Source organism: Glutamicibacter nicotianae, from assembly GCF_002797775.1.
In the GTDB taxonomy this organism is placed as follows: Bacteria; Actinomycetota; Actinomycetes; order Actinomycetales; family Micrococcaceae; genus Glutamicibacter; species Glutamicibacter nicotianae.
This window is the reverse complement of record NZ_PGEY01000001.1, coordinates 2,059,971-2,085,210: the sequence shown is the minus strand read 5'-3', so window position 1 is coordinate 2,085,210 and position 25,240 is coordinate 2,059,971. Positions and strand designations below refer to the sequence as shown.

22 protein-coding genes and 1 pseudogene are annotated in these 25,240 nt (G+C 64.5%); 10 read left to right on the top strand and 13 right to left on the bottom strand.

The features are described 5' to 3' along the window. The first annotated feature begins 38 nt into the window (after nucleotides 1-38). Complete coding sequence (locus ATK23_RS09710) at nucleotides 39-1,067, top strand: CDP-glycerol glycerophosphotransferase family protein (protein WP_066141228.1); 1,029 nt, start codon at nucleotides 39-41, stop codon at nucleotides 1,065-1,067. A 10-nt stretch (nucleotides 1,068-1,077) separates the two neighbouring features. Here the strand turns inward: ATK23_RS09710 and ATK23_RS09705 are convergent, their stop codons facing one another. From ATK23_RS09705 to ATK23_RS09685, 5 genes are all read right to left on the bottom strand, one after another. Then, nucleotides 1,078-2,568, bottom strand: coding sequence for a gamma-aminobutyraldehyde dehydrogenase (locus ATK23_RS09705; RefSeq protein WP_066141227.1), 1,491 nt, complete (start codon nucleotides 2,566-2,568; stop codon nucleotides 1,078-1,080). A gap of 20 nt (nucleotides 2,569-2,588) precedes the next feature. Next, nucleotides 2,589-2,957: a cupin domain-containing protein gene (locus ATK23_RS09700; RefSeq protein ID WP_066141226.1), complete on the bottom strand. Its 369-nt coding sequence runs from the start codon at nucleotides 2,955-2,957 to the stop codon at nucleotides 2,589-2,591. Beyond that, nucleotides 2,957-4,402, bottom strand: a complete 1,446-nt coding sequence (locus ATK23_RS09695; RefSeq protein ID WP_066141222.1) for an NAD(P)/FAD-dependent oxidoreductase — start codon at nucleotides 4,400-4,402, stop codon at nucleotides 2,957-2,959. Before ATK23_RS09695 ends, ATK23_RS09700 begins: the two co-directional genes overlap by 1 nt. Before the next feature lie 276 nt (nucleotides 4,403-4,678). Continuing rightward, nucleotides 4,679-5,131, bottom strand: a complete 453-nt coding sequence (locus ATK23_RS09690; RefSeq protein WP_066141220.1) for a hypothetical protein — start codon at nucleotides 5,129-5,131, stop codon at nucleotides 4,679-4,681. Beyond that, complete coding sequence (locus ATK23_RS09685; protein ID WP_066141217.1) at nucleotides 5,115-7,037, bottom strand: primary-amine oxidase; 1,923 nt, start codon at nucleotides 7,035-7,037, stop codon at nucleotides 5,115-5,117. Before ATK23_RS09685 ends, ATK23_RS09690 begins: the two co-directional genes overlap by 17 nt. Before the next feature lie 130 nt (nucleotides 7,038-7,167). On the opposite strand from ATK23_RS09685, the gene ATK23_RS09680 reads away from it, so the two are divergent. From ATK23_RS09680 to ATK23_RS09665, 4 genes are all read left to right on the top strand, one after another. Then, complete coding sequence (locus ATK23_RS09680) at nucleotides 7,168-7,761, top strand: TetR/AcrR family transcriptional regulator (protein WP_066141214.1); 594 nt, start codon at nucleotides 7,168-7,170, stop codon at nucleotides 7,759-7,761. A gap of 105 nt (nucleotides 7,762-7,866) precedes the next feature. Next, complete coding sequence (locus ATK23_RS09675) at nucleotides 7,867-8,790, top strand: AraC-like ligand-binding domain-containing protein (protein WP_066141211.1); 924 nt, start codon at nucleotides 7,867-7,869, stop codon at nucleotides 8,788-8,790. Nucleotides 8,791-8,898: 108 nt separating this feature from the next. After that, the gene (locus tag ATK23_RS09670) at nucleotides 8,899-10,329 is read left to right on the top strand and encodes an APC family permease (protein WP_066141209.1); all 1,431 of its coding nucleotides are present in this window, start codon (nucleotides 8,899-8,901) and stop codon (nucleotides 10,327-10,329) included. Between the two features lie 25 nt (nucleotides 10,330-10,354). Then, the gene (locus ATK23_RS09665) at nucleotides 10,355-11,767 is read left to right on the top strand and encodes an aldehyde dehydrogenase family protein (protein WP_066141206.1); all 1,413 of its coding nucleotides are present in this window, start codon (nucleotides 10,355-10,357) and stop codon (nucleotides 11,765-11,767) included. A 74-nt stretch (nucleotides 11,768-11,841) separates the two neighbouring features. On the opposite strand, the pseudogene arr reads toward ATK23_RS09665, so the two are convergent. After that, nucleotides 11,842-12,251, bottom strand: a pseudogene (gene arr, locus ATK23_RS09660) (NAD(+)--rifampin ADP-ribosyltransferase). A gap of 142 nt (nucleotides 12,252-12,393) precedes the next feature. Between arr and ATK23_RS09655 the strand changes: the two are divergent. Next, a complete protein-coding gene (locus ATK23_RS09655; RefSeq protein WP_066141203.1) occupies nucleotides 12,394-13,209 on the top strand; it encodes a shikimate 5-dehydrogenase in 816 nt (271 codons plus the stop codon). 92 nt (nucleotides 13,210-13,301) lie between these two features. Here the strand turns inward: ATK23_RS09655 and ATK23_RS09650 are convergent, their stop codons facing one another. The 5 genes from ATK23_RS09650 to ATK23_RS09630 form a co-directional block, all read right to left on the bottom strand. Next, nucleotides 13,302-13,778 (bottom strand): HtaA domain-containing protein, encoded by a 477-nt coding sequence (locus ATK23_RS09650; protein ID WP_066141200.1) that lies wholly within the window; start codon nucleotides 13,776-13,778, stop codon nucleotides 13,302-13,304. Nucleotides 13,779-13,870: 92 nt separating this feature from the next. Next, a complete protein-coding gene (locus ATK23_RS09645) occupies nucleotides 13,871-14,308 on the bottom strand; it encodes a hypothetical protein (RefSeq protein ID WP_157066378.1) in 438 nt (145 codons plus the stop codon). Nucleotides 14,309-14,346: 38 nt separating this feature from the next. Then, on the bottom strand, nucleotides 14,347-15,705 hold the full coding sequence (locus tag ATK23_RS09640; RefSeq protein ID WP_066141195.1) for an FAD-binding oxidoreductase: 1,359 nt from the start codon (nucleotides 15,703-15,705) through the stop codon (nucleotides 14,347-14,349). Nucleotides 15,706-15,765: 60 nt separating this feature from the next. Next, complete coding sequence (locus ATK23_RS09635; RefSeq protein ID WP_066141193.1) at nucleotides 15,766-17,130, bottom strand: aspartate aminotransferase family protein; 1,365 nt, start codon at nucleotides 17,128-17,130, stop codon at nucleotides 15,766-15,768. A 5-nt stretch (nucleotides 17,131-17,135) separates the two neighbouring features. Beyond that, nucleotides 17,136-18,638, bottom strand: coding sequence for a CoA-acylating methylmalonate-semialdehyde dehydrogenase (locus ATK23_RS09630; RefSeq protein ID WP_066141190.1), 1,503 nt, complete (start codon nucleotides 18,636-18,638; stop codon nucleotides 17,136-17,138). Between the two features lie 120 nt (nucleotides 18,639-18,758). Here ATK23_RS09630 and ATK23_RS09625 point away from each other — a divergent pair, with 120 nt between their 5' ends. The 4 genes from ATK23_RS09625 to ATK23_RS16575 all read left to right on the top strand — a co-directional run bounded on the left by ATK23_RS09625 (nucleotide 18,759) and on the right by ATK23_RS16575 (nucleotide 22,078). Further along, complete coding sequence (locus ATK23_RS09625; RefSeq protein ID WP_167550502.1) at nucleotides 18,759-20,276, top strand: PucR family transcriptional regulator; 1,518 nt, start codon at nucleotides 18,759-18,761, stop codon at nucleotides 20,274-20,276. Nucleotides 20,277-20,338: 62 nt separating this feature from the next. Continuing rightward, complete coding sequence (locus ATK23_RS16580) at nucleotides 20,339-21,184, top strand: hypothetical protein (protein WP_066141186.1); 846 nt, start codon at nucleotides 20,339-20,341, stop codon at nucleotides 21,182-21,184. Between the two features lie 100 nt (nucleotides 21,185-21,284). Further along, nucleotides 21,285-21,416 carry a hypothetical protein gene (locus ATK23_RS16675; RefSeq protein WP_255209571.1) on the top strand — a complete coding sequence of 44 codons (132 nt, stop codon included), beginning with the start codon at nucleotides 21,285-21,287 and terminating at the stop codon, nucleotides 21,414-21,416. Next, entirely contained in the window at nucleotides 21,413-22,078 is a 666-nt protein-coding gene (locus ATK23_RS16575) for an HNH endonuclease signature motif containing protein (RefSeq protein WP_407645323.1), read from the top strand. The genes ATK23_RS16675 and ATK23_RS16575 overlap by 4 nt, the downstream gene beginning before the upstream one ends. On the opposite strand, the gene ATK23_RS09615 is transcribed toward ATK23_RS16575, so the two are convergent. Next, nucleotides 22,075-23,997, bottom strand: a complete 1,923-nt coding sequence (locus ATK23_RS09615) for an acyl-CoA dehydrogenase family protein (protein WP_066141180.1) — start codon at nucleotides 23,995-23,997, stop codon at nucleotides 22,075-22,077. The genes ATK23_RS16575 and ATK23_RS09615 overlap by 4 nt on opposite strands. An 80-nt stretch (nucleotides 23,998-24,077) precedes the next feature. Beyond that, nucleotides 24,078-25,136: an ImmA/IrrE family metallo-endopeptidase gene (locus ATK23_RS09610; RefSeq protein WP_038990281.1), complete on the bottom strand. Its 1,059-nt coding sequence runs from the start codon at nucleotides 25,134-25,136 to the stop codon at nucleotides 24,078-24,080. Between the last annotated feature and the right edge of the window lie 104 nt (nucleotides 25,137-25,240).

Here is a 25,240-nt window from a genome sequence, read left to right as displayed (position 1 = left end):
TCCTCGCGGAGCGGTCTGTCCGAGCAGAAATCGCCCACTTGGACCGGGGAATCGAACAAGCCGACCATGTGCTGTTCTTCGCCGAAGGCCCCGGCCAGTTCTACCAGCTCGGAGTCTGGCTGGGGACCTTTGAGCGGTTGGCTGCCCAGGGCCTGAGCATCGGAGTGGTGCTCATGGATGCCCTGAGCGCACGCCATGCGCTGGAAGCGACGACTCTGCCGATCATGTTCTCGCGTTCCATGGAACAGATCGAGAACAAGCTGCGCGAGTGGGATGCCAAATCCATCAACTACGTGAATAACGCCCAGCGGAACTTCACGATGCTGCGTTTCAATGGGCCAGCGCACATTCACCTGAACCACGGTGAAAGTGAAAAGACGTCGATGGTCTCCAACCAGCTCAAGGCCTACGACTTCGCCTGCGTGGCCGGTGCCGCTGCGGTCGAGCGCATCACTGAAAGCATTGCCCGTTTCGACCCAACGCATCTGGTGCAGATCGGACGCCCGCAGCTGGACAACCTGGAATGGTCCGAGCCATCCGAGAAGATCCGGGTGCTCTACGCGCCGACGTGGGAAGGCGATTCCCAGACCATGGCCTACTCCTCGGTGGCGACCCTGGGGGAGCGGATTCTCGCCCAGTTGAGCAACGATGAGCGCTTCGACGTGCGTTTCCGACCTCATCCGAAGACCGGAGATGTCTCCGCTGAAGCGAAGAAGGCAGTTCTGGGCCTGAAGAGCAATTATGCCGCCACGCTGGACCCGATCGGCGATGCGGCGCAGTCATTGGTGTGGGCGGACGTGGCCATCTGCGACACCTCGGCGATGGCCTATGACGCGGTAGCGCTGAACATCCCGCTGCTGCTGTCGGGGGATCCCGAAAGCAAGCTCCATGCTGGGCTGCCATTGAACCAGCGGCTGGGCAACGCGAACGGCCTGGCCCAGCGGGTAGCTGACCTGGCCGCCTCGCCCGTGGCCGGGGCGCAAAAACAGCTGGCCCAGTACTTCTTTGCCACCACCGAACCAGGGGTGGCAACCAAGAAGCTGAACCAGCTGCTTTCCAGTCTCTAGTATTTCGCGCCTAGCGGTGCTTGAAGACCGTATCCTGCCATTCACGGTGGGCACGAGAATCGTGGGAGATCATCACGTGCTTGACGTTGGTGTACTCATCGAAAGAATACTGGCTCATGTCCTTGCCCATGCCGGAAGCCTTGTAGCCTCCATGCGGCATGTCTGAAACGATCAGAATATGCTCATTGATCCACACGCAACCGGCCTGGATCTCCGCGCTGGCACGCATCGCACGGTCCACGTTCTTGGTCCATGCGCTCGCCGCCAGCCCATACGGGGTATCGTTGGCCAGTTCGATGGCCTCATCGTCAGTGCTGAATGGCAGGGCCACCAGAACCGGTCCGAACACTTCCTGCTGCACGATCTCCGAATTCTGGGCAGCTCCAACCACCAAGGTGGGACGGTAGAAGAAGCCATCGCCCTCAAGCTGATGGCCGCCCGCCAGCACCTGAGCTCCTTGATCCTTGGCCCGCTGGACCATCGAGGAGACCTTCTGCAGGTGCTCCTGGCTGATCATTGAGCCCATGTCGGTATCGGGGTCGGTGGGATCTCCCACCACCATGGCGTCCATCAGCTCGGCCACACGGCTGGTGAACCGCTCGAAGACCGAGGAATGCACGTAGGCGCGGGTGGCCGCAGTGCAATCCTGGCCTGAATTGATCGTCGAGCCGGCTACCGCACCGTGCGCGGCGGCTTCGATATCCGCATCATCGAAGACCACCAGCGGGGCCTTGCCGCCGAGTTCCAGATGCACCCGGGTACCGCTCTCGGCGGCCATGGACATGATTTTCAGGCCCACCGCGGTGGAGCCGGTGAACGAGGTCATCTTCACCAGCTGGTGGCGCACCAATGGCGCGCCGACGCTGGGCCCGTCGCCAACCACAATATTGATCACCCCGTCCGGGAGCCCTGCATCCTTGGCGGCCCGGGCAAAGAGGACCGAGGTGCCCGGGGTCAGCTCGCTGGGCTTGAGCACAATCGTGTTGCCGGCGGCGATCGCGGGCAGGATCTTCCATGCAGCCATCTGCAACGGGTAGTTCCAGGGGCTGATCGAGCCGATCACGCCGATGGCTTCGCGGCGAATCATCGAGGTGGTGTTCCCGGCGTAGTCCCCGGTGGCCAAGCCCTGCAGGTTGCGTGCGGCGCCAGCAAAGAAGTTCACGTTGTCGATGGAACCCGGCACATCGAACTGGGTGGACATGCGGATGCTCTTGCCGGTCTGCGCGGTCTCCACGGCGGCGATCTCATCAGCATGCTTCTCAAGTTCGCGGGCGAAGGCCAGCAGGTGGTCGGCACGCTCGCCCGGGGTGAGCTTGGACCAGGTTGTGAAGGCCTCGGCGGCCGCGTGCACCGCCTGGTCAACCTGTTCGAGGCTTGCGGTATCGACGTCCAGCAGCTTCTTCCCGGTGGCAGGGTTCACGCGTTCCAGCACCGGGCCGAGCCCCCGGACCTGCTGGCCGTTGATGAACTGGTGTCCGAGGGAACTCTCGTAGTAGGCCATGTGGATTCTCCTAGGGATGCTCAGAGGGTGAAATAGAACTTGCGCAGGGTTTCGGTGACAGTCCGCTGTGTTCTCATGCCAGCATGAAGCCTGGCAATGCTGCCCGGAACCAGCCGGAGTTCCTGGGCGCCGAAGCCGCCGGCTTCCAGGATCTGCACGGTGGCGCGGCCGGAAAGCACAGCGAAATATTCGTCGGATTCGATATCCCGCATGGCTCCGGCAGACATCTCCCAGATGCCGACTTCCGCATTCCCGAGGGTGCCCAGTAACGCATAGCCTGTGGTCGCGGGTGCCTGACCGTCAGCCCGCTGGTCTTCGCCGATCGGTTCGTGGCTCAGCTCCACGTCGCCGGCCTGGACGATACTGGCTCGAAGATCTTTGGACGGCATCAGGAATCGAACCCCATTCCGATCTTGTCCATAAGCTTCAAGAAGGCCGAGCGCTCGCCGTGATTGCGGTCGGCTTTGGCCAGCTGGCTGGTCATGAGTTTCACGCCCACCCACGCGGCAGGCTCGGGAGGGAAAGGGATCGGCTTGGTGCGCACCAGTTCCAATTCGGTCAGCCCCGTTTTCTTCCCCGAGAGCAGATCCAGCATGACCTTGGCCCCGAACCGCGTGGCGCCCACACCGAGGCCGGTGAAGCCTGCGCAGTATGCGACCTTGCCGCCATAGGCCAGATCGAAGAACGAGAAGAATCGCGAGCAGGTATCGATGGCGCCACCCCATGCGTGGGAGAACTTCACATCCATCAGGTCCGGGAAGCTGCCGAAGAAATGCGCGGCCAGCTTTTCGAAGGTCCGCTGGTTGGTGTCGTAGCTGGAGCGGACCTTGCCGCCGAAATGGTAGACCGCGTCGTAGCCGCCGTAGAGAATGCGGAAGTTCCCCTCGGCATCGATGGTGGGGCGGGCATAGTGGAAGCGGTTGTTCAGATCTGCCAGGCCCACCATGTCCTCCCAGCCGATGGCTGCGCGCTGCTGGGCTGTGAGTGGTTCGGTCATCAGCGCGTAATCGTAGACCGGGATGATGCGTGCGCGGTGGCGCTTGAGCAGCGAGGGGAAGACGTTGGTGGCCAGGGCTACGCGCTGGGCGGTGATTTGGCCGTCGGCGGTGAGCACCTGGACCTGCGTGCCGGTATTCTCCATCTCCAAGGCGTGGGTGTGCTCGTAGAATTCAACACCCATTTCGCGGCACACGCGGGCCAGTTCCCAGACGAGCTTGGCCGGGTGGATCAGCGCGGTGGAATGGTTGTCGCGGGCGCCGGCCAGGAAATCCGGGGAGTTGATCAGCTGCTTGACCGCATCGGCATCCAGGTAATCGACGCCCGGGGCTTCAGCTTCCCCGGCCACCCACGCGATCTGATGCTGCTCGGTGGCCACGTTGATCGAGCCGTGGCGGATGAAGTCCACGTCCATGGCGTAGCGCTGCACCGTCGCTTCGAACTCGTCGAGGTTCTGCGCCCCGAGCTCGGCGAGCAGCTCGATTTCTTCCGGCAGGTGGTTTGCGCCATTTGCTTCGCCGTGGACCAGCGATGCTTCGCAGAATCCGCCATTGCGCCCCGACGCGGCCCAGCCCAAGCGCTGGCCCTCGATCAGCACCACTTTGCGGGCAGGATCCCGTTCCTTGGCTTGAAGCGCGGTCCATAATCCGGTGTAGCCGCCGCCAATAACCAGCAGGTCGGTGGTGATTGACCCGTGCAGTGCCGGGTGGGGCGCGGGGCGCTGGACGTTGTCCAGCCAGTAGCTGGTGCGCTTGGCATCTGCCAGTGCCCGGGCGACCAAGGCGGGGGAGACTTCGGCTTCATGCCTGTCAAACGTCAGTTCATTGGTGGTGGCCATTGGTACTTTCCTCGAAGATAGCTGGTTCGGTGGACGCTATCGATGCAGGGGAACGACCAATGGTCCCTGCGGCTTTGCGGTCTGCTGGGCACCGAGGATGCCAGATGAGTGCCTGTCGGCGGTCAAGGCTATCCCTCTTCTCGGAAAAGTTGAACACAAATTGAATGTGATTCATTACTCATCTAAGCCGGTGCATCTCGGGGTTGTCAAGATCCGGGAGCAGGCAGAAACCCGGCCTTGAGAACAGCGGAGCGCTGCATCCAAGACCGGGTCTGGTTAGGCGGGAAGAGCCGCGGGTTCTGAGCTATCCGGTTGATCGGCACGGCGTGGGACGCTGCCTGCGGTGAGGCGGCTGAGCCAAGCGGCGCCGAACATCACGACGAATTCGGCAGCCGCGATGCCCAGCATCACCGGCGCATGGTGCGTGCCATGCCCCGCATGGGCTCCGTGATGGCCGGCGAACCAGGGCATCCCGATTACCATCGCCACGTGCGAAGCGCCCATCAGCGCGCTCATCACCAGCAGGCTCATGGGACAGCCGCCGCGCAGCACGCACCAGGAGCATTTGACGCACCAGACCGCCATTGCCAGCAAGGCCAGGGTCCACCACAGCGTGTGCGGCAGCACTGCCAGCACCAGCAGGTGGGCCGCCGCCAGGCACAGCGAGCCGATGCCGAGCGCGCAGTGCCCGGCGGAAACCCTGGCAGTGAGACTAGTCGCCGCTGCCACAGCAGCCGTCGGATTCCGTAGTGGCACAGCAGCCGTGCTGGACCGGGGCTGGAACGTCAAGCACAGGGGAGCGGTCGAAGAATCCTTCGGGGCGGATGGTGAATCCGACCTTGTCCACGGGCATCATTGGCCAGTCCTCGGTGCGCGGGAAGTGGGTCAGCGCGAAGGTGTGCCACAGGCTGATTTGCTCGCCATCGATGTTCTTGTCGTCCTCGATCCAGGAACCGATGCCGTCAACGCCAGGGTTCTGGTTCACGAAGTCGCCGGTGGGGTAGCGCTGGCCATCCTCGCGCTTGGTCACCCACAGCGCCTTGGAAGCGAACTCGGCGCGGCGGTGGATGGAGGATCCCTCGGCGGCTAACAGGGTCGGGAGTCCCTGGGACATGAGCTTGTAGCCTACCGGTTTGCCCAGGTAGTTCGTCTTCTCGGGGTTGGTGACCACCCAGGTGCGCCCGGCCGTCGGGTTGTTGTCGCGCACCGCCTGCTTCTCGGTGGCCAGCACAGTGTGGCTGCGGGTAAAGGCGTTGCCGCGCGGATTCTCCTTGCTGATCGGCAGGCGGACGGCTTCTTCCTCGATGACGCGGCTCGGACCGCCATCCAGCGCGAAGTCCAGGCGGGCGCCGAAGATGTGCTGGTGGAACGGCGCGGTCAGCCCCGGAGCCATCTCGGATGAGAAGCGCTCGTCGCCCATGGCCGAGGTGAACACGATGCCGGTGGCCTTGGCCTCGAATTCGATGGTGCCATCCAGGTAGAGGTACCAGTAGAAGCCGTAGTCGTAGTTGCCCACGGTGGTGAAGAAGCTGATCACCAGGCGGCGGTTGCGCCGGGTGTACTTCACCCCGGACCAGTCATCGGCATGCTTGGAGAGGATCGAGGCGTCCTCCTCATGCATGCAGATGCCGTTGGCGATCTTCTGCGCATTGCCGTCGGCATCGGTGACCACCGGGGAGATGTAGTGGATTTCGCCCAGGCAGTCGCAGCCGAGCTCCAGCGAGTTGGCCAGGCGCCCGATGAGGTATTCGCCGGTGTCGAAGTAGTTCTGCCAGCTGCGTACCGGGGACGGATCCCCGTAGGGCACGACCATTTCCGCGATGGAGGCGCGGTCCAGGATCCGGCGTTCCACGCCCTTGTCGTTGAAGGCGATGTTGTAGAGCACCAGGCCCTCGCGCATGTCGAAGCCGATGTCCAGCGACCATTTCTCCCACTCGACATGGTTGCCGGCGCTCACCGTGAAACTTGGGCCTTCGGGCTGGGTGATCTCGATAGGCTTCTGGGTGGTGCGAACCGGGCCGGTGAGTTCCGGGTCGGTGTAGTTGCCGTGGGTCTCGGGCACCGGAACGATGCCCAGATCCAGCAGCTGGTCGATTTTCCCGGCGATGGTGTCGATGTAGACCACCAGTCCGTCAACCGGGTGGGCCCACGCGGAGTCTTCGGCGAAGTCCTGGCGGAAGGCCAGCCCGCGCAGGATGCGGCGTCCTGATTCCTGCGGGTACTCGTCGTCGTACACACCTGCGGACAGCGGGGCCACGCGCACCTGTTCCGGCTTCAGCCCGCGCTTGGCCAAAGCGGCCGCCCACTGCGGGTCGTCAATCAGGATGGACTCGACCTTTTCGAATTCCTCCAGCAGCACCGGCATCTGCCCCACCTTGGCCGGATCCAGATCGACGCTTGAGTGCACGCCCTGGGCGCCCAGGTCCAGGACGACATCCTTGGGGGAGTCGGCCAGCTTGTCCATGAGCATCACGCGGACAAAGCGGCCGGGGCGGTCGGCGCGCGGGTCTTCCAGGCCCATGTAGGCGATGCGGGTGTTCTCGGTGAACAGCTGGTTGCTGACCAGCAAGTCCTTGGCGGCGGCAACCTCTGCTTCGCTGAGCAGGGTGAAATCCGTGGCGGTGGTGGTTGGCATGAGACCGGCTCCTTTAGTGCTGAAATGTGATCTGCAGCATTTATTATTCTCTGGTTGTAGAGAATACGGGCGGACTCGCAAAGGCGCAAGCCTTTGGTGGAAATAAATGATTTATCGCTAATCTTGAGGCATGCCGAAAATCGTGGACCATGATCAGCGTCGCCGGGAGATCGTCGAGGTCACATGGAGATTCATTGCCCGGGAGGGGATCGAGAAACTCAACCTGCGCGACCTGGCTGCTGCCGCCGGATACTCCAACGGCGCCTTCAAGCCCTACTTCCCAACCCGCGATGCGCTGCTGGCAGCGACTTTCCGCTATGTCGCCGAGGCGACCGACAAGCGCATTGCCCGCAAGTGCCAGGGGCAAACGGGAATCGCGGCCATCGAGGCATTTGCCCGGGAAGTGCTTCCGCTCGATGAGCTGCGGCGAAATGAAGCGCGCATCGCGGTGCACTTCTGGCATCTGGCCCTCGGGGATCGGGCGCTGGCGGCGGTCAATGCGGGAACCATGGACCGCTGGCGCACGCTGGTTGACCAATGGCTTGAGCAGCTCCTCGGCCCCGACCACCCCACGGCTCCCGTGGCGCGCGACTCGATGATCAATTTCCTGATGGGCGCGCAAACCAGCAGCGTGCTCGACGAGGCAGTCAATACCCCCGACGCGCTCGAAGCGCAGCTGCAGTACCGCCTGGAGGCCTTGCGCAGCCTGCGCGCAGCGGAGTAGCTGGATATTCTCCGCACGACGAAAAAAGTGACTTTTCGGCGCGCTCGGCGTACTCTCATTCGTGATGCCCGACACAGTTACTTGGGCTTCGATGGGGAGGCAGGCATGTATCAACTTCAGCACGTCGATTCGTTCACCGCGTGGTCGCGGCTCATTTCCGACGCCTTCGTGAAGCTGCGCAGCGAGCAGATTTCCAGCGGACATTTCACCGCTACGCTGGGTGCCAACATGCTCGGAGAGATCGGCTTGATGCGCATCCATGCCAAACCCCACGCGGTGAAGCGAACCGAGGACCTGAGCGCCAGCGGCGACGGGGATTTCTACAAGGTCTCCTACCAGCTCGATGGCTATGGGCTGCTGATCCAAGACGGCCGCGAAACCTTGCTGGCACCCGGGGACCTGGCGATCTACGATACCCAGCGCCCGTACACTCTGGCCTTCGAGAAACCTGCATCGGTGCTGGTCACCTTGGTTCCGCATGATCTTTTCCGCTTGTCGCAGCAGCAGGTCGGCCAGCTGACCGCGGTTGCGCTCAAGGAATCGCACCCGTTGTCGGGGACCGTCGCACCGCTGCTGCGCCACCTCGGATCCAACCTTTCCCAGTGGGATGAATTCGGCGGCTACCAGCTGGCCCGCAACACCGTGGATCTGCTGGCCACCGCACTGGGCGGCGCGCTCGGCGCCGAATGCCATGGGGACGCCAAGTTGCGCCAACGCGAATTGGTCACCGGCTACATCAACGCGCACCTGGACGACGCCGATTTGGGACCGGCCCGCATCGCGGCCGCCCACTTCATGTCCGTACGCAGCCTGCATGCGCTGTTCGAGCACCAGCCGCTCAGCGTCGCCGCGCTGATCCGCCATCTCAGAATGCGCGAAGCAGCGCGCCTGCTGCGCGACCCGCTCATGGCCGACCTGCCAGTGCAGGCCATCGGATCCCGGGTGGGAATTGCCGATGCCGCGGGCTTCAGCCGCATGTTCTCCAAAGAATTCGGTTCAACCCCGGGCAAATACCGCGACGCCGCCTGAGACGCAGCGGAAGTGCACGCGGTGCCAATGGTCCTGCGCTCAATGCCAACGAAAAGTTCGAGGACTCCGGGATGCTGATATCCAAGAACTCGGATAATGGGGGATCGAATGGGACTCGAACAACGCACGCTCACGGTGCCGGCTCTGGTCGTGATGATCATTGCCGCCAGCGCACCGCTCACCGCCGTGGCTGGCGGCGTGACGACCAACTACGCGGTGACCGGCATGGAATCGGTGCCGCTGTCCTTCCTCATCATCGGTGCCATACTGCTGGTCTTCAGCATCGGCTACACCGCGATGAGCCGCTACATACCGAATGCCGGAGCGTTCTACGCCTACATTGCCCAAGGCCTGGGCGGCGCAGCGGGCGTCGGCGCGGCGATGGTCGCGCTGGTCAGCTACAACCTCATGCAGATCGGAATCTACGGAATGTTCGGGTTCGCCGCCGCATCCTTCGCCAACGCCTCCTTCGGCACCGCCATCCCGTGGTGGGTCATGGCGCTGGTGGCCTGGGCAGTGGTCGGCTTCCTCGGCATGAACCGGGTCGACTTCTCGGTCAAGGTGCTGGGCATCGTCGTCGCCGCTGAATTCCTCGTCGTCATCATCTACAACATCATGGCTTTCGCCTTCGGACCCGAGGCGCCGCAGCCGGCCGCATCCTTCAACGTGGCCGACGCTGTGGCGCCGGGAATGGGCGCGGTCATGGCCTTCACCATCGCCGCATTCATGGGCTTCGAATCCGGAACCATCTACAACGAAGAGGTGAAGGATCCTGTCCGCACTGCCCGGCGTGCCACGATGATCGCGGTCGTCATCATCGCCTGCTTCTACGCGTTCTCGGCCTTCGCCGTAGCAGTCGGCGAAGGCGCCTCGAACGTCATCGGCGCTTCGGCGGAACTCGGCCCTGACCTGATCTTCGCCTTCTTCGGCGCCAACGCCCCAGCATGGTTCGTCGATTTGGCCAACATCCTGTTCATCACCAGTTTGTTCGCCGCGCTGCTGGCCTTCCACAACGTCATTGCCCGCTACTTCTACGCCATGGGCCGCGGCGGGGCCCTGCCGAAGTTCCTTGCCGTCACCTCGCGCACCACCCACGCGCCGGTGGCCGGCTCGCTGGCGCAGTCAACCCTCGGCCTGGTTGTCATCGCCATCTTCGCGGTGATCTCGCAAGGCAAGGACCCGATGTACGTCGTGTTCACGATGTTCACCTGGATGACCAACTCGGCGGCCTATGGCCTGGTGCTGCTGATGGCGCTGACCTCCTTTGCCGTCATCGGATACTTCAAGCGCAAGCAATCCTCTGAATCCCTGGCCACCCGGGTGATCGCCCCGCTCGTCTCCGGCATTGCGCTGGCCTACGTCTTCGCGCAAATCGTCATCAACTTCGACATCTTGCTTGGCATGGAAGAACCGGGAATGCTCGGTTATGTCCTGCAAGGCATCGTGATCCTGCCCGGCGTCATCGCCTGGGTACTGGCACTGGTCGTCCGCTCGTCGACACGGCGTGCGCCCATGGCCGATGAACTTCCCGTCAGCTAACCAACTAGAACCAAGGAGCTCAAAGATGGCTTACGCAAACGCCCAAGAACTGCTGGACGCGATCCAGCCGGCAACCGGTGGCACAGAAATCCTGGACCCGGCAACCGGTGAACTGGTTGGCCGTGTCGCCGAGCAAAGCGCCGCGGACCTCGACGCCGCGGTCGCCGCGGCAAAGGCCGCCCAACCGGCATGGGATGCCCTGGGCCATGAGGAGCGCAAGCGCCTGCTGAACGCCGCGGCCGACAATATCGAAGCCAATGCCGAGGCACTGGCCGAACTGCTCTCCCGCGAGCAGGGCAAGCCGCTGAACGGCCCGAACGCCCGCTTCGAGGTCGGCGGAGCGGCCGCCTGGCTGCGCGCCGCCACCGCCTATGAGGTCGAGCCGGAAGTCGTCGTGGACGACGGCGAAACCTACGCCGCCAAGCACTACCGCGCACTGGGCGTCGTCGGCGCCATCGGCCCGTGGAACTGGCCAATGATGATCTCCATCTGGCAGCTGGCCCCGAGCCTGCGCATGGGCAACACCGTGGTGATGAAGCCCAGTGAATACACCCCGCTCTCGGTCCTCGCGCTGGTCCATGTGCTCAACGAAGTGCTGCCGGCCGACGTGCTGAACATTGTCGCCGGCGGACGCGAGGTTGGCGAGAAGCTCTCGGGGCATCCGGACATCGCCAAGATCATGTTCACCGGTTCCACTCCTACCGGCAAGGCCATCATCCGCTCCTCGGCCGATACCGTGAAGCGCCTGACCATGGAACTGGGCGGCAACGACGCCGGTATCGTGCTGGAAGACGCCGACCCGCAGGCCATTGCCGAAGACCTGTTCTGGGGTGCCTTCATCAACACCGGCCAGACCTGCGCTGCGCTCAAGCGCCTGTACGTGCCGGAATCGATCTACGATGCGGTTTGCGACGCGCTGGCCAATGTGGCCGCGAAGATGCCGATGGGTGTGGGCCTCGATGAGAACAACGTCCTCGGCCCGCTGCAGAACAAGGCCCAGTACGACATCGTTGCTTCCCTGGTCAAGGACGCCGTGGATTCCGGGGCGAAGGTGCTGCTCGGCGCCAACCCGGACGAGAACGCCGCCGGCTACTTCTACCCGACCACGCTGATTGCCGACATCGACCCGTCTAACCGCCTCGTGGTCGAGGAGCAGTTCGGCCCGGCCCTGCCGATCATCAAGGTCAAGGACACCGCCGAAGCGATCAAGCATGCCAACGCCCTGGAAGTAGGCCTCGGCGCCTCGGTGTGGAGCAGCAACCGCGAGCAGGCACTGGAAGTTGCCGCGCAGATCCAGGCGGGTACCGTATGGATCAACTCCCACGGCACCATTGATCCGCGTATTCCGTTTGGCGGCGCCAAGCAGTCCGGCTATGGCCTGGAATTCGGCCTGGACGGCTTGAAGTCGCTGGCCCAGCCGCAGATCATCAAGGGCTGATATAGGCCAGCCGATCCAACGTCCATGGGCGGCGCCCGGTGCCGATCAGGCATCGGGCACCGCCCATGCACTGGCTAATTGATGATCTCGGCTGTTGGATCATTCGTGAGCCGTGCGATGCGCTCACGCCAGTCCTGCAACGCTTCGGGCGACAAGCGCGTCCAGCCATGGACCTCACGGATGACACGGACCGGATGCGCACTGCGGTAGGACCGGGTGGGATTGCCCGGAAATTCTTATCCGTGACATTCGGGTCATTTTCAAATGGCCCGGTCGGCTCCACCTCATACACATGCGCAGTGCCGTCCAATGCAGCGATTTCGGCTGCCAATCCTGCGCCATCGGCTAATGCGGTGAAGTAGATGTGGTTCATGATGACTTCGGGCCGATAGTTCGAGGGGAAACCGGGAGATAGCAGATCCCCGGGGCGCAATGCTGCCTTGGTGCCGTGGAAAAAAGGTCCCTGGTCAAGATCCTGGCTCATGCGCACTGAGCTTAGCCGATGCACTGGCAGAGCGAAAGAGCAACCCAAGCGTGCCCCTGATTGCCGTTGCGGCTTTGCGGGATGCACCAGTCAGTGCACGTATATTGGAGGTGAACCGGCCACCACCACTGGAGATCCCCGCGTGCCCATTTTGAACAAAGACATGTCCCTCTGCATTTCGCTCTCCGGGCGACCATCGAATATCGGGACGCGTTTCCACAACTACCTGTATGACGAGTTGGGGCTGAACTTCATCTACAAGGCCTTCTCCACCGAGGACCTGCCAGGAGCAATCGCCGGGGTACGTGCCCTGGGCATTCGCGGCTGCTCGGTCTCGATGCCGTTCAAGGAAGAAGTCATGGAACTGGTAGACGAAATCGAGCCTTCTGCAGCTGCCATCGATTCGGTCAACACGATTGTGAATCACGATGGCCGGCTCGTGGCATCGAATACCGACTTCGAAGCGATCGCCGCCCTGATTGACCGCCATGGATTGAATGCGCGAAGCAGCGTTCTGGTGCGCGGTTCCGGCGGCATGGCCAAGGCAGTGGTTGCCGCTTTCCGCGAGGCCGGATTCAGCGACGTGACGGTGCTGGCACGCAATGCGCACGCAGGCAAAGCACTGGCCGACAAGTACGGCTACCGCCACGCCTCGGCAGATCCAGTTCCAGGCCACCAGATCCTGGTTAACGTCACTCCATTGGGCATGGATGGGGAGAATGCCGAAACGCTGTCGTTCACCGCTGAGCATATTGCTTCGGCACAAAGCATCTTCGACGTGGTCGCCTTCCCCAGCGAAACGCCGCTGATACGTAACGCACGAGACGCTGGCAAGCAGGTCATCACCGGAGCCGAGGTCATCGCGCTGCAAGCCGCGGCGCAGTTCGAGAAGTACACCGGGCACCCGCTGACCGAAGAACAAGTTATGCGCGCGTCGGAGTTCTCGCGCGAATCCTGAATCAGGGGGTGACCAGCCACTTGGCTGGCGCGGCAACCCAACACAGTGAAGGCCCGGCACTTGCGCGCCGGGCCTTCACTGCTGGTCAGCTGCTAACCGCGCAGCACAACCTCAACTTCTTCCATCTGCTGTCCGGCAGGATATTGGCCGTTGAACAGCTTCGAGCCAGCCTCGGTGAGCACCGCCGAGAAACGGGTCTTGACCAAGCCAAAAGCGTTCGAAACGCTGGTTTCGGTAAGCTCGGCAATGGCTACGCGCTCGCCGGCCTCGTCAATGGTGAGGGTGATGCGGTCATCGTGGTTCACGATGCGCGGCTCAATGAGATCCAGCTTCATCATGCCTCCGTGCCCGGAGAAGGAAACACGGCCGTTGAACCAGATTTCATTCTCCGGAACCTCGGTAGCGGGGGAGACAGGGAACGCCAACGCGTTGCCTGCCTGCCACACCCCGTTGGCGGCCTCGATGCGTCCGTCGGCGAGGGAAGAAATGTAGCTCACGAACGAAGCCTTCAGGCCCCATTCAAGATGCGGCTGGAACGGATCGCCTGCTGGCGCGCCACTTCCGATCATGGTCTTTTCCCTCCACAGGATATTGGCGTGAATAAATGCTGTGGCCAGTATTTCACACTGAAGTCAGATCCTGGTTCGCAGTTCTCTGCCAGCTAATCCTTCGTCATCCTGGGCTCGACGAGCGGGCGGTATTCGGCCTGCATGGAGATCTGGGCGTCCTCGTAGCTGGTGCCATCGGGGAGGGTGATGTCCGCCGTGGCCCACGACCCGTTCCAATACTTGATATCCAGCTTGGTCGGCGAGTATTCCTTGTGGATGTTCGCTTCGAGATTGCTCATCGCGGTGCTGTAGCCGGTGATCCCCAAGACCAGGAAGACGGCTGTCGCGACTGCTGCAAGTCCGGCTGAAATGAATTCGGTGCGAATGGACGAGCGCCGGGCATAGGTCTGCTCCCCGTCACGCAGGCCGGCGAACGCCCTCCGGCGGATCAGTGCGTGGATTGCCAGGGGCACCGCGATCAGCAGGAGGACCACGGACAACGCCACGGACATGAGCGGAAGGCCGAAGACTACGGGTAGATACTCATCCATGTACTTACCCTACCCATGTCAGCACCGGACTTCTAGAACTAAATCGCCTTCCCCGGGTTCAAGATGCCCTGCGGATCGAACACCGCGCGCAGCTGCCGTTGCAATGCCAGCGAGGTCTCGCCCAGCTCCTCGGCCAGCCAATCCTGCTTGAGCAGGCCGATGCCGTGCTCTCCAGTCAGCGTGCCGCCCAGCAACTGGGCAAGGTGGAACATGTCGCCCAGCGCGGCTTTCGGCGCGCCACTGGTGATCGACTGTCCTTCGGGCACCACGATGATCGGATGCAGGTTGCCGTCGGCGGCATGGGCAATGGTGAAGATCGAAACTCCGCGCTCGTCCTCGATGCGCTGCAGGCCGGCGAACGCCTCGGCCAAACGGTGCCGCGGCACGCCGATATCGCAGATCGAGGCGGTGCCCAGCAGCTCCATGCTCGGGATGGCCTGGCGCCTCGCTTCGATGAGCGCCTGGGCTTGTGCCCCATCGCGGGCAATCTCGATATGCCCGGCCAGCGGGGCAATCGCCTCCTGCAGCGCCTGCATTTCCAGGTGCGCGCCGTAGCCATCGGTCTGCGCGAGCAACAAGGCGCCGCCGCGCGACTGGTGATCCGTTCCCAGCGCCGCATCCACCGCCTTCAAGGTCTTGCCGCACATCAGCTCCAGCACCGAGGGAGTCAGCCGTTCGGCGATCACCGCCGAGGCGGCCTTTGCCGCGGCATTTTCATCGGGGAAATAGGCGACCAGGGTGGAAGTATGCTTGGGCTTGGGGCGCAGCCGCAGCAGCGCCTCGACCACGATGCCCAGCGTGCCTTCCGAACCGATCATCAGCGCATTCATGTCGTAGCCGGCCACGCCCTTGATGGTCCGCCGCCCGGTGCGCAGCAGCTGCCCGTCGGGCAGCACCACCAGCAAGCTGAGCACCGACTCGCGGGTCACCCCGTACTTGGCGCACCACATGCCCCCGGCGTTGGTGGCGATATTCCCGCCGATGGAGCAGATCGCCGTGCTGGCCGGATCCGGGGCATAGAACAGCCCATGCTCGCCGGCCGCATGGTTCACCGCCGCATTGATCACCCCGGGCTGAACCACTGCGGTGGCTTCCACCGGATCAATCTGAAGGATCTTGTCCATCCGGGACAGATCGAGCACGATCTGCCCAGCCTGCGCGCTGGAACCTGCCGCCAGCCCAGTACCTGCCCCGCGCGGCACGATTATGGCCCCATGCTCATGGGCGAGCTTCATCGCGAGCACCACATCGTCGATGTCCTGCGCGAAGATCACCCCGTCGGCATAGGTTTCGGGCACATAGCCCGAGCGGTCCACGCTGGCCTGCCTGCGATCCTGCTCATCGATCGAGGCCCGGGGATGGGCGTCAAGCACGGCACTCGTTGCGAGGGTGGTCATCTCGATCTCCTTGTTAATGCGCAACTGGCAGGACAGCTGTGCTGTCCTGCCAGTCAGGTGCTATTGAACGAACGTGTCGGCGACGTCCAGGGCCTGCTCGAGGCGATCCAGCGCCTCGATGAGCACCGAGTCCTCGATGTTCATCGCAGGCACCACGTGCAGCCGGTTGAAGTTCGCGAAGGGCAGCAGCCCTGCGGCCTTCGCAGCGGCAACCACCTGGTTCATCTCCGGGCTGCTGCCTCCGTAGGCGGCCAGCGGCTCGCGGGTCTCCCGGTTCTTCACCAGTTCGATCGCCCAGAACACGCCGGTTCCGCGCACTTCGCCCACGGAAGGATGCTCGGCGGCGAACTGCGCCAGGCGCGGCCCGATGATCTCTTCTCCCAGGCGCTTGGCGTTTTCCACCATGCCCTCGTCCTCCATCGCGGTGATGGTGGCCACGGCCGCCGCGCAGGCCAGCGGGTGGCCCGAGTAGGTCAGCCCGCCCGGGTAGGCCCGCTCGCGGAAGGTCTCGAAGATTTCCGGGCTGATCGCCACCCCGCCCAGCGGCACATAGCCGGAGTTCACGCCCTTGGCGAAGGTGAGCAGATCCGGGACGATGTCCCAGTGGTTGACCGCGAACCATTCGCCCGAGCGGCCGAAGCCGGCCATCACCTCGTCGGCGATGTGCACGATGCCGTACTTGCGGGTCAGCTCGCGCACCCCGGCCATGTAGCCGGCCGGCGGCAGGTAGATGCCTGCGGTGCCCGGGATGGACTCCAGGATCAGCGCGGCGATGTTCGACGGGCCCTCCAGGATGATCGTGTCTTCCAGGTGCTTCAGCGCGCGCTCGGTCTCCTCGGCCTCCGTTGCCGACCCGAAGTAGGAGCGGTACGGGTAGGCCGGGAAGAAGTGCACGATGCCGTCCGCGCCATGATCCGAGGCGAAGCGCCGCGGGTCGCCGGTGATGTTCACCGCCAGGTGGGTGCCGCCGTGGTATGAGCGGTACGCGGAGAGCACCTTGTGCCTGCCGGTGTGCAGCCGCGCCATGCGCACCGCATGCTCCACCGCATCCGCCCCGCCGTTGGTGAAGAAGATCTTGTCCAGCTGCCCCGGGGTGTGCTGGGCGATCAGCCTGGCCGCCTCGGAGCGCGCGTCGTTCACATGCTGCGGGGCGATCGTGGCGATCCTGCCCGCCTGCTCCTGGATCGCGGCGATGACCTTCGGGTGCTGGTGGCCGATGTTCGTGTTCACCAGCTGGCTGGAGAGGTCGATGAGCTTGTTGCCCTCCCCGTCCCACACGTACGAGCCCTCGGTCTTGAGGATCGCCATCGGGGTGAACGGGCCCTGGGCCTGCCAGGAGTGGAAGACGTGCTCGCGGTCCAGCTCGTAGGCGCGCTGGCCTGCAGCGATCTGGTCGCTGGTGATGTCGCTGATTTCGGTAGTCATGGGTCCTAGTCGTTCTGCGGGAAGCCGAGGTTGATGCCGCCGTGGCTCGGGTCGAGCCAGCGCTTGGTGATCACCTTGTTGCGGGTGAAGAACTTGAAGCCCTCCGGGCCGTAGGCGTGCTGGTCGCCGAACAGCGAGGCCTTCCAGCCGCCGAAGGAGTGGTAGCCCACCGGAACCGGGATCGGCACGTTGACCCCGACCATGCCCACCTGGATTTCGTCCTCGAAGCGGCGGGCCGCGCCGCCGTCATTGGTGAAGATCGCGGTGCCGTTGCCGTACGGCGAGGAGTTGATCAGCTCGATGCCCTCGTTGAAGCTGTCCACGCGGACCACCGAAAGCACGGGGCCGAAGATCTCCTCGGTGTAGATGGACATGTCCGTGCCGACCTTGTCGAACATCGTCGGGTGCAGGAAGAAGCCCTCGCCATCGGCGTCCACCGTGCCGGTGCGGCCATCGAGCACCAGCTCGGCGCCGGCAGCGACGCCTGCATCGATGTAGCCGGCCACCTTCGCCTTGTGCTCGCCGGTGATCAGCGGGCCCATGTCGCAGCCGCGGGTGCCATCGCCCACGCGCAGCGTCTTGGCGCGTTCGGCGATCTTGGCTACCAGCTCATCGGCGATGGTGTCGAGCGCGACGACCACGGAGATCGCCATGCAGCGCTCGCCGGCCGCGCCGAAGCCCGCGTTGACCGCCATGTCGGCGGCCAGGTCCAGGTCGGCATCCGGCAGCACCAGCATGTGGTTCTTCGCGCCGCCGAAGGCCTGCACCCGCTTGTTGTGGGCGGTTCCGGTGGAGTAGACGTACTGCGCGATCGGGGTGGAGCCCACGAAGGACACCGAGTTCACCCGGGGATCGGTCAGCAGCGTGTCCACCGCTTCCTTGTCGCCGTGCACCACGTTCAGCACGCCCTCGGGCAGACCGGCCTCGGTGAACAGCTCGGCCAGCCAGTTGGCGGCCGACGGGTCCTTCTCCGATGGCTTGAGCACCACGGTGTTGCCCGCGGCGATGGCCACCGGGAAGAACCACAGCGGCACCATGGCCGGGAAGTTGAAGGGGGAGATGATGGCCGAGACGCCGACCGGCTGGCGCAGGGACTGCACGTCGATGCCGGTGGAGGCGTTCTGCGAGAACTCGCCCTTGAGCAGGTAGGGGGCGTTGCAGCACAGCTCGACGACCTCCAGGCCGCGGGCCACCTCGCCCAGCGCGTCATCGAGCACCTTGCCGTGCTCGGCGGTGATGATCGCCGCCAGCTCGCCCTTGCGCTCGGCCAGCAGCTGGCGGAAGTTGAACATGATCGCGGTGCGGCGGGCCAGCGAGGTGTCGCGCCAGCCCGGGAAGGCGTCCGCGGCGGCGGCAATCGCGTGCTCGGTGGTGGCCTTGGAGGCCAGCGCCACGTGGCGGGAGACCTCGCCGGTGGCGGGGTTGTAGACCTTGCCGGTGCGGTCATCGGCGGAGTAGCTGGTGTTGTTGATCCAGTGCTGCAAGGTATCGGTCAGCGTTGCGGTCATCGTATCGGCCTTTCGAAGTTGGGTGCCTGCATTCATCATGGGTCATGGATGTGAGGGGCAACACCATCACTGTGTCATGATTTAAGTACTATCGATGACGGAGTGTAAAAAATGCTGACGGTGAACGACGTGCTGCACCTGCCGGTGGTGCAGGCCGCCGACCCCCAGGTGCTCTGCGCCGCCGGGATGGACGCGCAGCTGCGCTGGGTGCACGTCACCGAATCCACCGAGAACATCGACCTGTTGCTGGGCCGCGAGCTGATCCTCACCACCCTGCGCAACGTGAACGATGTGCGCGCCTTCATCACCGCGCTGCGCGAGGCCGGAGCGGTCGGGGTGATCATCGAGGACTTGTCGGGCGTCGAGCTGGATGTCGCCGACCTGGGCCTGCCGGTCATCGCCCTGCGCACCACCACCCGCTTCGTGTCGATCACCGAGGTCATCCACCAGAAGCTCGTGGCCGAGCAGCTCGAAGCCGTCCAGTTCTCCCGCACGGTGCACGAAATCTACACCGGGCTCTCGCTGACCGAGGCCGACGAAGCGCAGATCGTGGCCCGCACCGCGCAGCTGCTCTCGGCCCCCGTGGTGCTCGAAGATGTCCGCCACCATGTGCTCGCCGAGTCCGGCGCGCAACTGGAAGACTGGATCACCCGCTCCCGTTTCGTCGGCTACCTGGAGCACACCGGGCGCGCCACCGGCGCCGAGAACTGGCTGCAGACCCCGGTCGGGGCGGTGCGCAGCCGGTGGGGCCGGCTGATCGTCCCGGCCGTGCTGGATGACGACGACCGCGCCGCCCTGGTCCTGGAACGTGCTGGCCAGGCGCTGACCATCGCCCGGCTTTCCGGCCGCGACCAGCGCGAACTGCTCTACCAGGCCCGAACCTCCACGCTGCACGAACTGCAGTCGGGGCACAGCTACAGCGACAAGGACATCGCCATCCGCACCCAGGCCCTGGGCCTGGCCGCCGCCCCCTACTACGTCCCGGTGGTCATCTCGCTGGCCGGATCCGGCACGCCCACCGAAACCCAGCTGGCCGACCGCGCCTTGCTCGAAGTGCTCGACCAGCTCGCCGACGCCCAGCACCTGGGCATCCTGGCCGGCTCGCTCAAGCCCGGGTATCTGGGGCTGATCCTGCCGCTGCGCGCCCGCGAACTGGTGGACTCCACCCTGCAGGGCTTCACCCGGCGGCTGGCCGAGCAGCTCACCGCCCCGGTGGCCATCGGCGTGGGCCCCGAAGGCACGCTGGCCACCAGCATCGCCGGGCTGGAGGAAGCCGCGCACGTCGCGCAGATCGTCCCGCACTTGCCAACCCGCGCCCAGCCCTATTACCGCTTCGCCGACCTGCGCCTGCGCGGGGTGCTTTCGGCCATGGGCGGCGACCCGCGGATGCGTTCCTTCGCGCAAGCCGAGCTCGCCGGCCTGCTCAACCCGGTCGATCACCAGGGACTCGACCTGCTCGATCTCTACCTGGCCCACGGCGGGAACAAGACCGCACTGGCCAAGGCCGGCTACCTTTCGCGGCCGACCCTGTATTCCCGGTTGGCCAAGCTCGAAGCAAAGCTGGGGGTGCAGCTGGACTCCGCCGAATCCCGGGCCTCGCTGCAGGTCGCGCTGCTCTGGTACCGCATGCACGGCTGAGGTTTTCCACATTCCGCCCCGGCGTACCAGCGGCATGGCGTTTCGGGCGCAAGCTGGTTTCCATGAGCACAGACATCGCGCAAGCACTGAAGGACCTGGCCGACGCCAAAGCGTTGGCCGCTTCAGCGACCCGGCGCCTGGCACACGCGGGACTCACCGCAGGCCAAGCCGCCTATCTCGCGCTGCTCACCGAAGACTTGGCCCAAGAACTCACCCGCACCCAGGTCCACGCGGCCGCCGCCCTGCGCAGCACCGGCGCCCACAAGCTCGACCAGGAATCCTTCCAGGCCATCACTGACCTCGGGCCCGACCCCACCATCGAGCAAATTGAAGAGGCGAAGGGGCGCACCACCACCGGGCGCACGCATTTCAAGGATGCCAAAGGGCTGATGACCGGCTGGCTGGACATCCCGCGCAGCACCGCGGCCGCCCGGCTGGTGCAGGCCGACTGCCTGCTCGGCGGCGTAGACGAAGCAGGACAACCAACCGAACCATGGCTGCCCGAGCTCGCCGTGCAGTCCGAGGACCCGGGCATCGATCCGCGGCTGGTCGCCTCGGCGGCCATGAAGCTGCATTCGGTGCGCAAGGACCTGGGCGAAGGGAAAGCGGCCGAAGCGAAGAAGCAGCAGCTGCAGGCTGAGTCCGCGGCCTTCCTGCGGTCGGAGCCGAAGTCGGCGCGCAAGCACATCAACGACCTGGTCGCGCAGGTCAAGGCCGGCAAACGCCCGCTCAAGGCCCTGCTGGACGGGATCGGGATCTTCAAGCGCGGGATGCGCAAAGGCCTGGTGGAATACCTCTTCCGTGTTCTTCCCTCGCAATCCGCATACATCGAGGCGTATTTCGCGAATCTGGATAATCCTTCCACGGTTGCCGGCAACCGGCAGGGCTTGAAAGACGTGGATGCCTAGTTCACCGGTGAGGAAACCAATGGCTGGGATGATGAGGGCAGCAAGCCCGACTGGGCGAAAGACAGACCCGGTGACGAGGACATCGAGGATGACCCGCCGGATGAGGAGGACCTCCCGCCGGATGAAGGGCTCCACCCAGAAGCAGAGGATCACCACTCCGAAGATGGTGATCATCAGCCAGAAGATGATTCCGCTGAAGAGAACCCGGCCAACGGTGAATGGGAAGATCTGAAACCCGAGCGGCGGCGGCTCGTTGGCTTCATGGCTTTGCTGATGAGCGAACGGAAACCGAATGGCAGCCCGCCGGACAAGCAGGCTGGGCTTGCCAGCTCGCAGGTGAGCATCATTCTTGATTGGGAGAAGCTGCAACAGAAAATGGAGGATTTCGCGGTGACTTCCTCGGGGATCCTGCTCTCCCCGGGCGAGGCCAGGACAGCATTGTGCACTGCGGGGATTTTGCCGGTGGTGCTCAACGGCAAGAGCCTGCCCTTGGATCTGGGGCGGACCCAGCGGTTGTTTTCCAAGGCGCAAGTGCGTGCTTTGCAGGCAGCCTATCGGGGGTGTTCGTATCCTGGGTGCAGCATGCCTGCACAAAGATGCGAAGCGGATCATTTGGATCCGTGGGAGAAGGGCGGGCGCACTGATATCAAGTCTGCGGTGTTGAATTGCCTGATCCACCATACGGCCAGGCATTGCGGGTTGTTCCATGCGGTGAAGATCCCTGACAGCCGGCCGATGGTGCTGTTGCCGCCGGAGTTGGATCCGGAGCAGAAATTGCGCGTCAATACGTATTTCATGACGCCGGCCGAGGCGTTGGAGGCTGAGGCGTTGGCGGAGGAGACCACTGCGCGGTGGCGTGCGGGGTTGCTGGACGTAGAAATCGCCGAGCCTTAAGACCCCTTCCCATACGGCCAGCGCACATCCTCGCCAACCTCATCGGACCACTGGGCGATCCAGACACCGGTGCCTTCAGAGGCATCGCGGACCCCTTCTGCCAGCCACTGGAACTTGCCGTCCAGCAGGTCGGCGGCGAGCTGCCCGTCGGAATGCGTCGTGTTGTTCCAGAGCTTCTCGAAGTGCATCTCGCAGCGTTGCGCAGCTTGCTCGCAGAAGGCCAGGGCAAGGCGCTGCGCCGAGTCGCGCTGTGCAGCAGGAGACTGCGGCAGCGCGGTGGTCTTGGCAATCACGGCGGACATGGCGAACAGCTCCGCGCCGATATCCACGATATGGCCGAGGAAAACCTGCTGCTTTTCCATGCCTGCCTGCCAGCGTGCCATGCCGGCGAACGTCTGCCGAGCGAGCCGGCGCGAGGTCCGTTCCACATAGCGCAGATGCTTCGCCAAGGGGCCATGCCTGGAATAGGACGTCGGCACCGAGCCTGCGCCCACGGCGAGCTTGGGCAGCCAGCGGGCATAGAATCCCGACGCGGATGCCGCGGCCCGAGCCTTTTCCTCCATGCTCGCCCCGGCACGAGCCAGGTCTCCCGCGGCCTGCAGGTGGGTATCCACCGCCTCGCGGGCAATCAGCAGGTGCATGATTTCGGTGGAGCCCTCGAAGATGCGGTTGATCCGCAGATCGCGCAACAGCTGCTCCACCGGCACCGCCCGCTCGCCGCGCGCCGCTTGGGACCGGGCGGTCTCGAAGCCGCGGCCGCCACGGATCTGCAACAGCTCATCGGCGATCGTGCACGCGACCTCCGAAGCCCAGAGCTTGGCCAGGGCCGCTTCGATGCGGATATCCTTCGTGCCGGCATCGGCCAGCCGGGCCGAAACCTCGAAAACCGCTTCCAGCGCATAGCTGCTGGCAGCAATGTAGGCGAGCTTGCCGGCGACGGCCTGGTGCTTGCCGACCGGCCTGCCCCACTGCACTCGCGCCGCGGACCATTCGCGGGCAATCTTCGTGGACCATTTGCCGGCCCCGGCGCACATCGCCGGAATGGACAGGCGCCCGGTATTCAAGGTGCTCAGCGCGATCTTCAGTCCCGAGCCTTCCTTGCCCAGCCGGTTGGCCACCGGGACGCGCACCTCGCGGAAGCGTGTCACCCCGTTCTCGATGCCGCGCAGGCCCATGAACTGGTTGCGGTTCTCCACGACGATGCCCTCGGTATCAGCCTCGACGATGAAGGCGGTGATTCCTCCGCGGCCCGCCGGCTCTTCACCCGCGGCCTCGTGCGGCTGCACCGCGGCCATCACCACCAGCAGCTCGGCGACCACCCCGTTGGTGGTCCACAGCTTTGCGCCGTCCAGGAGATAGTGGGTGCCGTCGTCGCTGAGCCGGGCCGTGGTGCCCAACCGGGCAGGGTCCGAACCGACATCATTCTCGGTGAGCAGGAAGGCGCTGATTGCTCCGGCCGCGCAGCGCGGCAGGTATTCGCGTTTTTGCTCCTCGGTGCCGAAGGACTTCACCGGTTCGGGGACGCCAATGGACTGATGGGCCGAAAGCAGCGCGCCGAGCGCGGGGCACACCACGCCGACCCGCATGAGTGCCCGGCCGTAGTCCAGCAGGCTCAGCCCCAGCCCGCCGTATTCAATCGGGATCTTCATGCCGAAGGCGCCGATGCGGCGCAGCTGGGCAGTGTACTCAACGGGGATGCGTGCCTCGGCTTCGATGAGTTCCGGGTCGATGGAATCGAGCACCGCTTCGAGCTGCGGCAGGAAGGCCTGGCCGCGTTCCGGGTGCACGGCTCCCGGCAGCGGTTCGATCAGCGAGAAGTCCACGGCCCCCATGTACAGGCCCTTGGCGAAGCTGGGGCGGTTGAACTGCTCGCGGGATTCCTCGGCGATTTGCCGGGACGTGTCGGCGTTGGCTTGCATGGCGATCCCCTTTTGGCTCGGCGATCGGCCGCGGCGCCATCGCCTGGTGGCACCAGCGTAGCCCCGAATCCGCGGGGTTGCTAGAGCGCGCGCAGGTGGCCGCGGATTCCCTCGCCGGCTTGATGCAGGTTCCCGCCGTCGAGCACCACGTAGGCCTGCCCGAAGGTGAGCTCATGGATCTGCGCTGCGGTCTGCCCCAATTCGCGGGCGATCCGTGCGGTGCTGGCCCGATGATCGAGCTGCAGCGAGGGGAAGACCAGCGAGAACACCCGGGAGACGAGTTGCTGGTGCCCTGCGGCCGGTTCCAGAGCCAGCTCCTGGGACAGCCAGCGGTAGGTGCCGTCGCCCAGCAGGCCGCAGGCCCGGGCGTGGGCCAGGATCGCCGTGGCAGGTGCCCCGAAGTGCTCTTCGAGAACCAGCAGCTGCGGGATCTGCAGCGAGTCCGAAACCCTGACCTGCAGGGACAAGGAGGGCAGCAGCAGGCGTGCGGCGAATTCATCGGCCTCGCGCTCGGCGGTGGCCATCTGCTCGCGGTTCTCGCCCAGCGAGGAGTGCATCAGCAGATGCCCCAGCTCGTGGGCCATGTCCAGGCGTTGCGCATTGCGGCTGCCGGCGGCCAGGAAGATGAAGGCCTGTCCGTCTTCCCAGAAGCTGAAGGTCTTGACCGCGTCCAGCGAGGCAGGCAGGCTCAGCACCCGCACCCCGTGGGATTCGAGCAGGTGCAGCAGATCGGGCAGCGCGCCGCAGCCCAGATCCCATTCGGTGCGCAGCTGCGCTGCCGCATCTTCCGGGGTGAAGCCGCACAGCTCGGGGATCTCGGTTTGCGGGAGCCGGAAGTTCCGCGTGATCAGGTGGTAGAGCTCCACGCCGTTGCGGCCCAGGGCGGCGGCTGCCACCTTCTGCGCGGTGCTAGTGCGGCGAGGGGAGCGGAAGAAGATCCGTTCGGTGTCGATGCCCCGGGTGGCGGGAAGCCGGAAGTACTGCGGCGCGCAGTCCAGCGCATCGGCCAGCGCAAGGGAAAGATCCTCGGGAGCACGAGCTAGTTCGCGCTCGCAAATGCCCAGCGAGGCGGCCAAGGCGGACCGGCTCAGCGCCGCACGTTCGCGTGCCAGCCTGATTCTGGTCGGTTCCAAAGTCATGAGGTTCCTGCAATCTTCCAAAAGGCGATCTTAATCGTCTAATGACCTCAGACTAGTGGCCTGTGCCACAAAGTACCAATTGGGCGTAGCTTCGTGAAGTAACA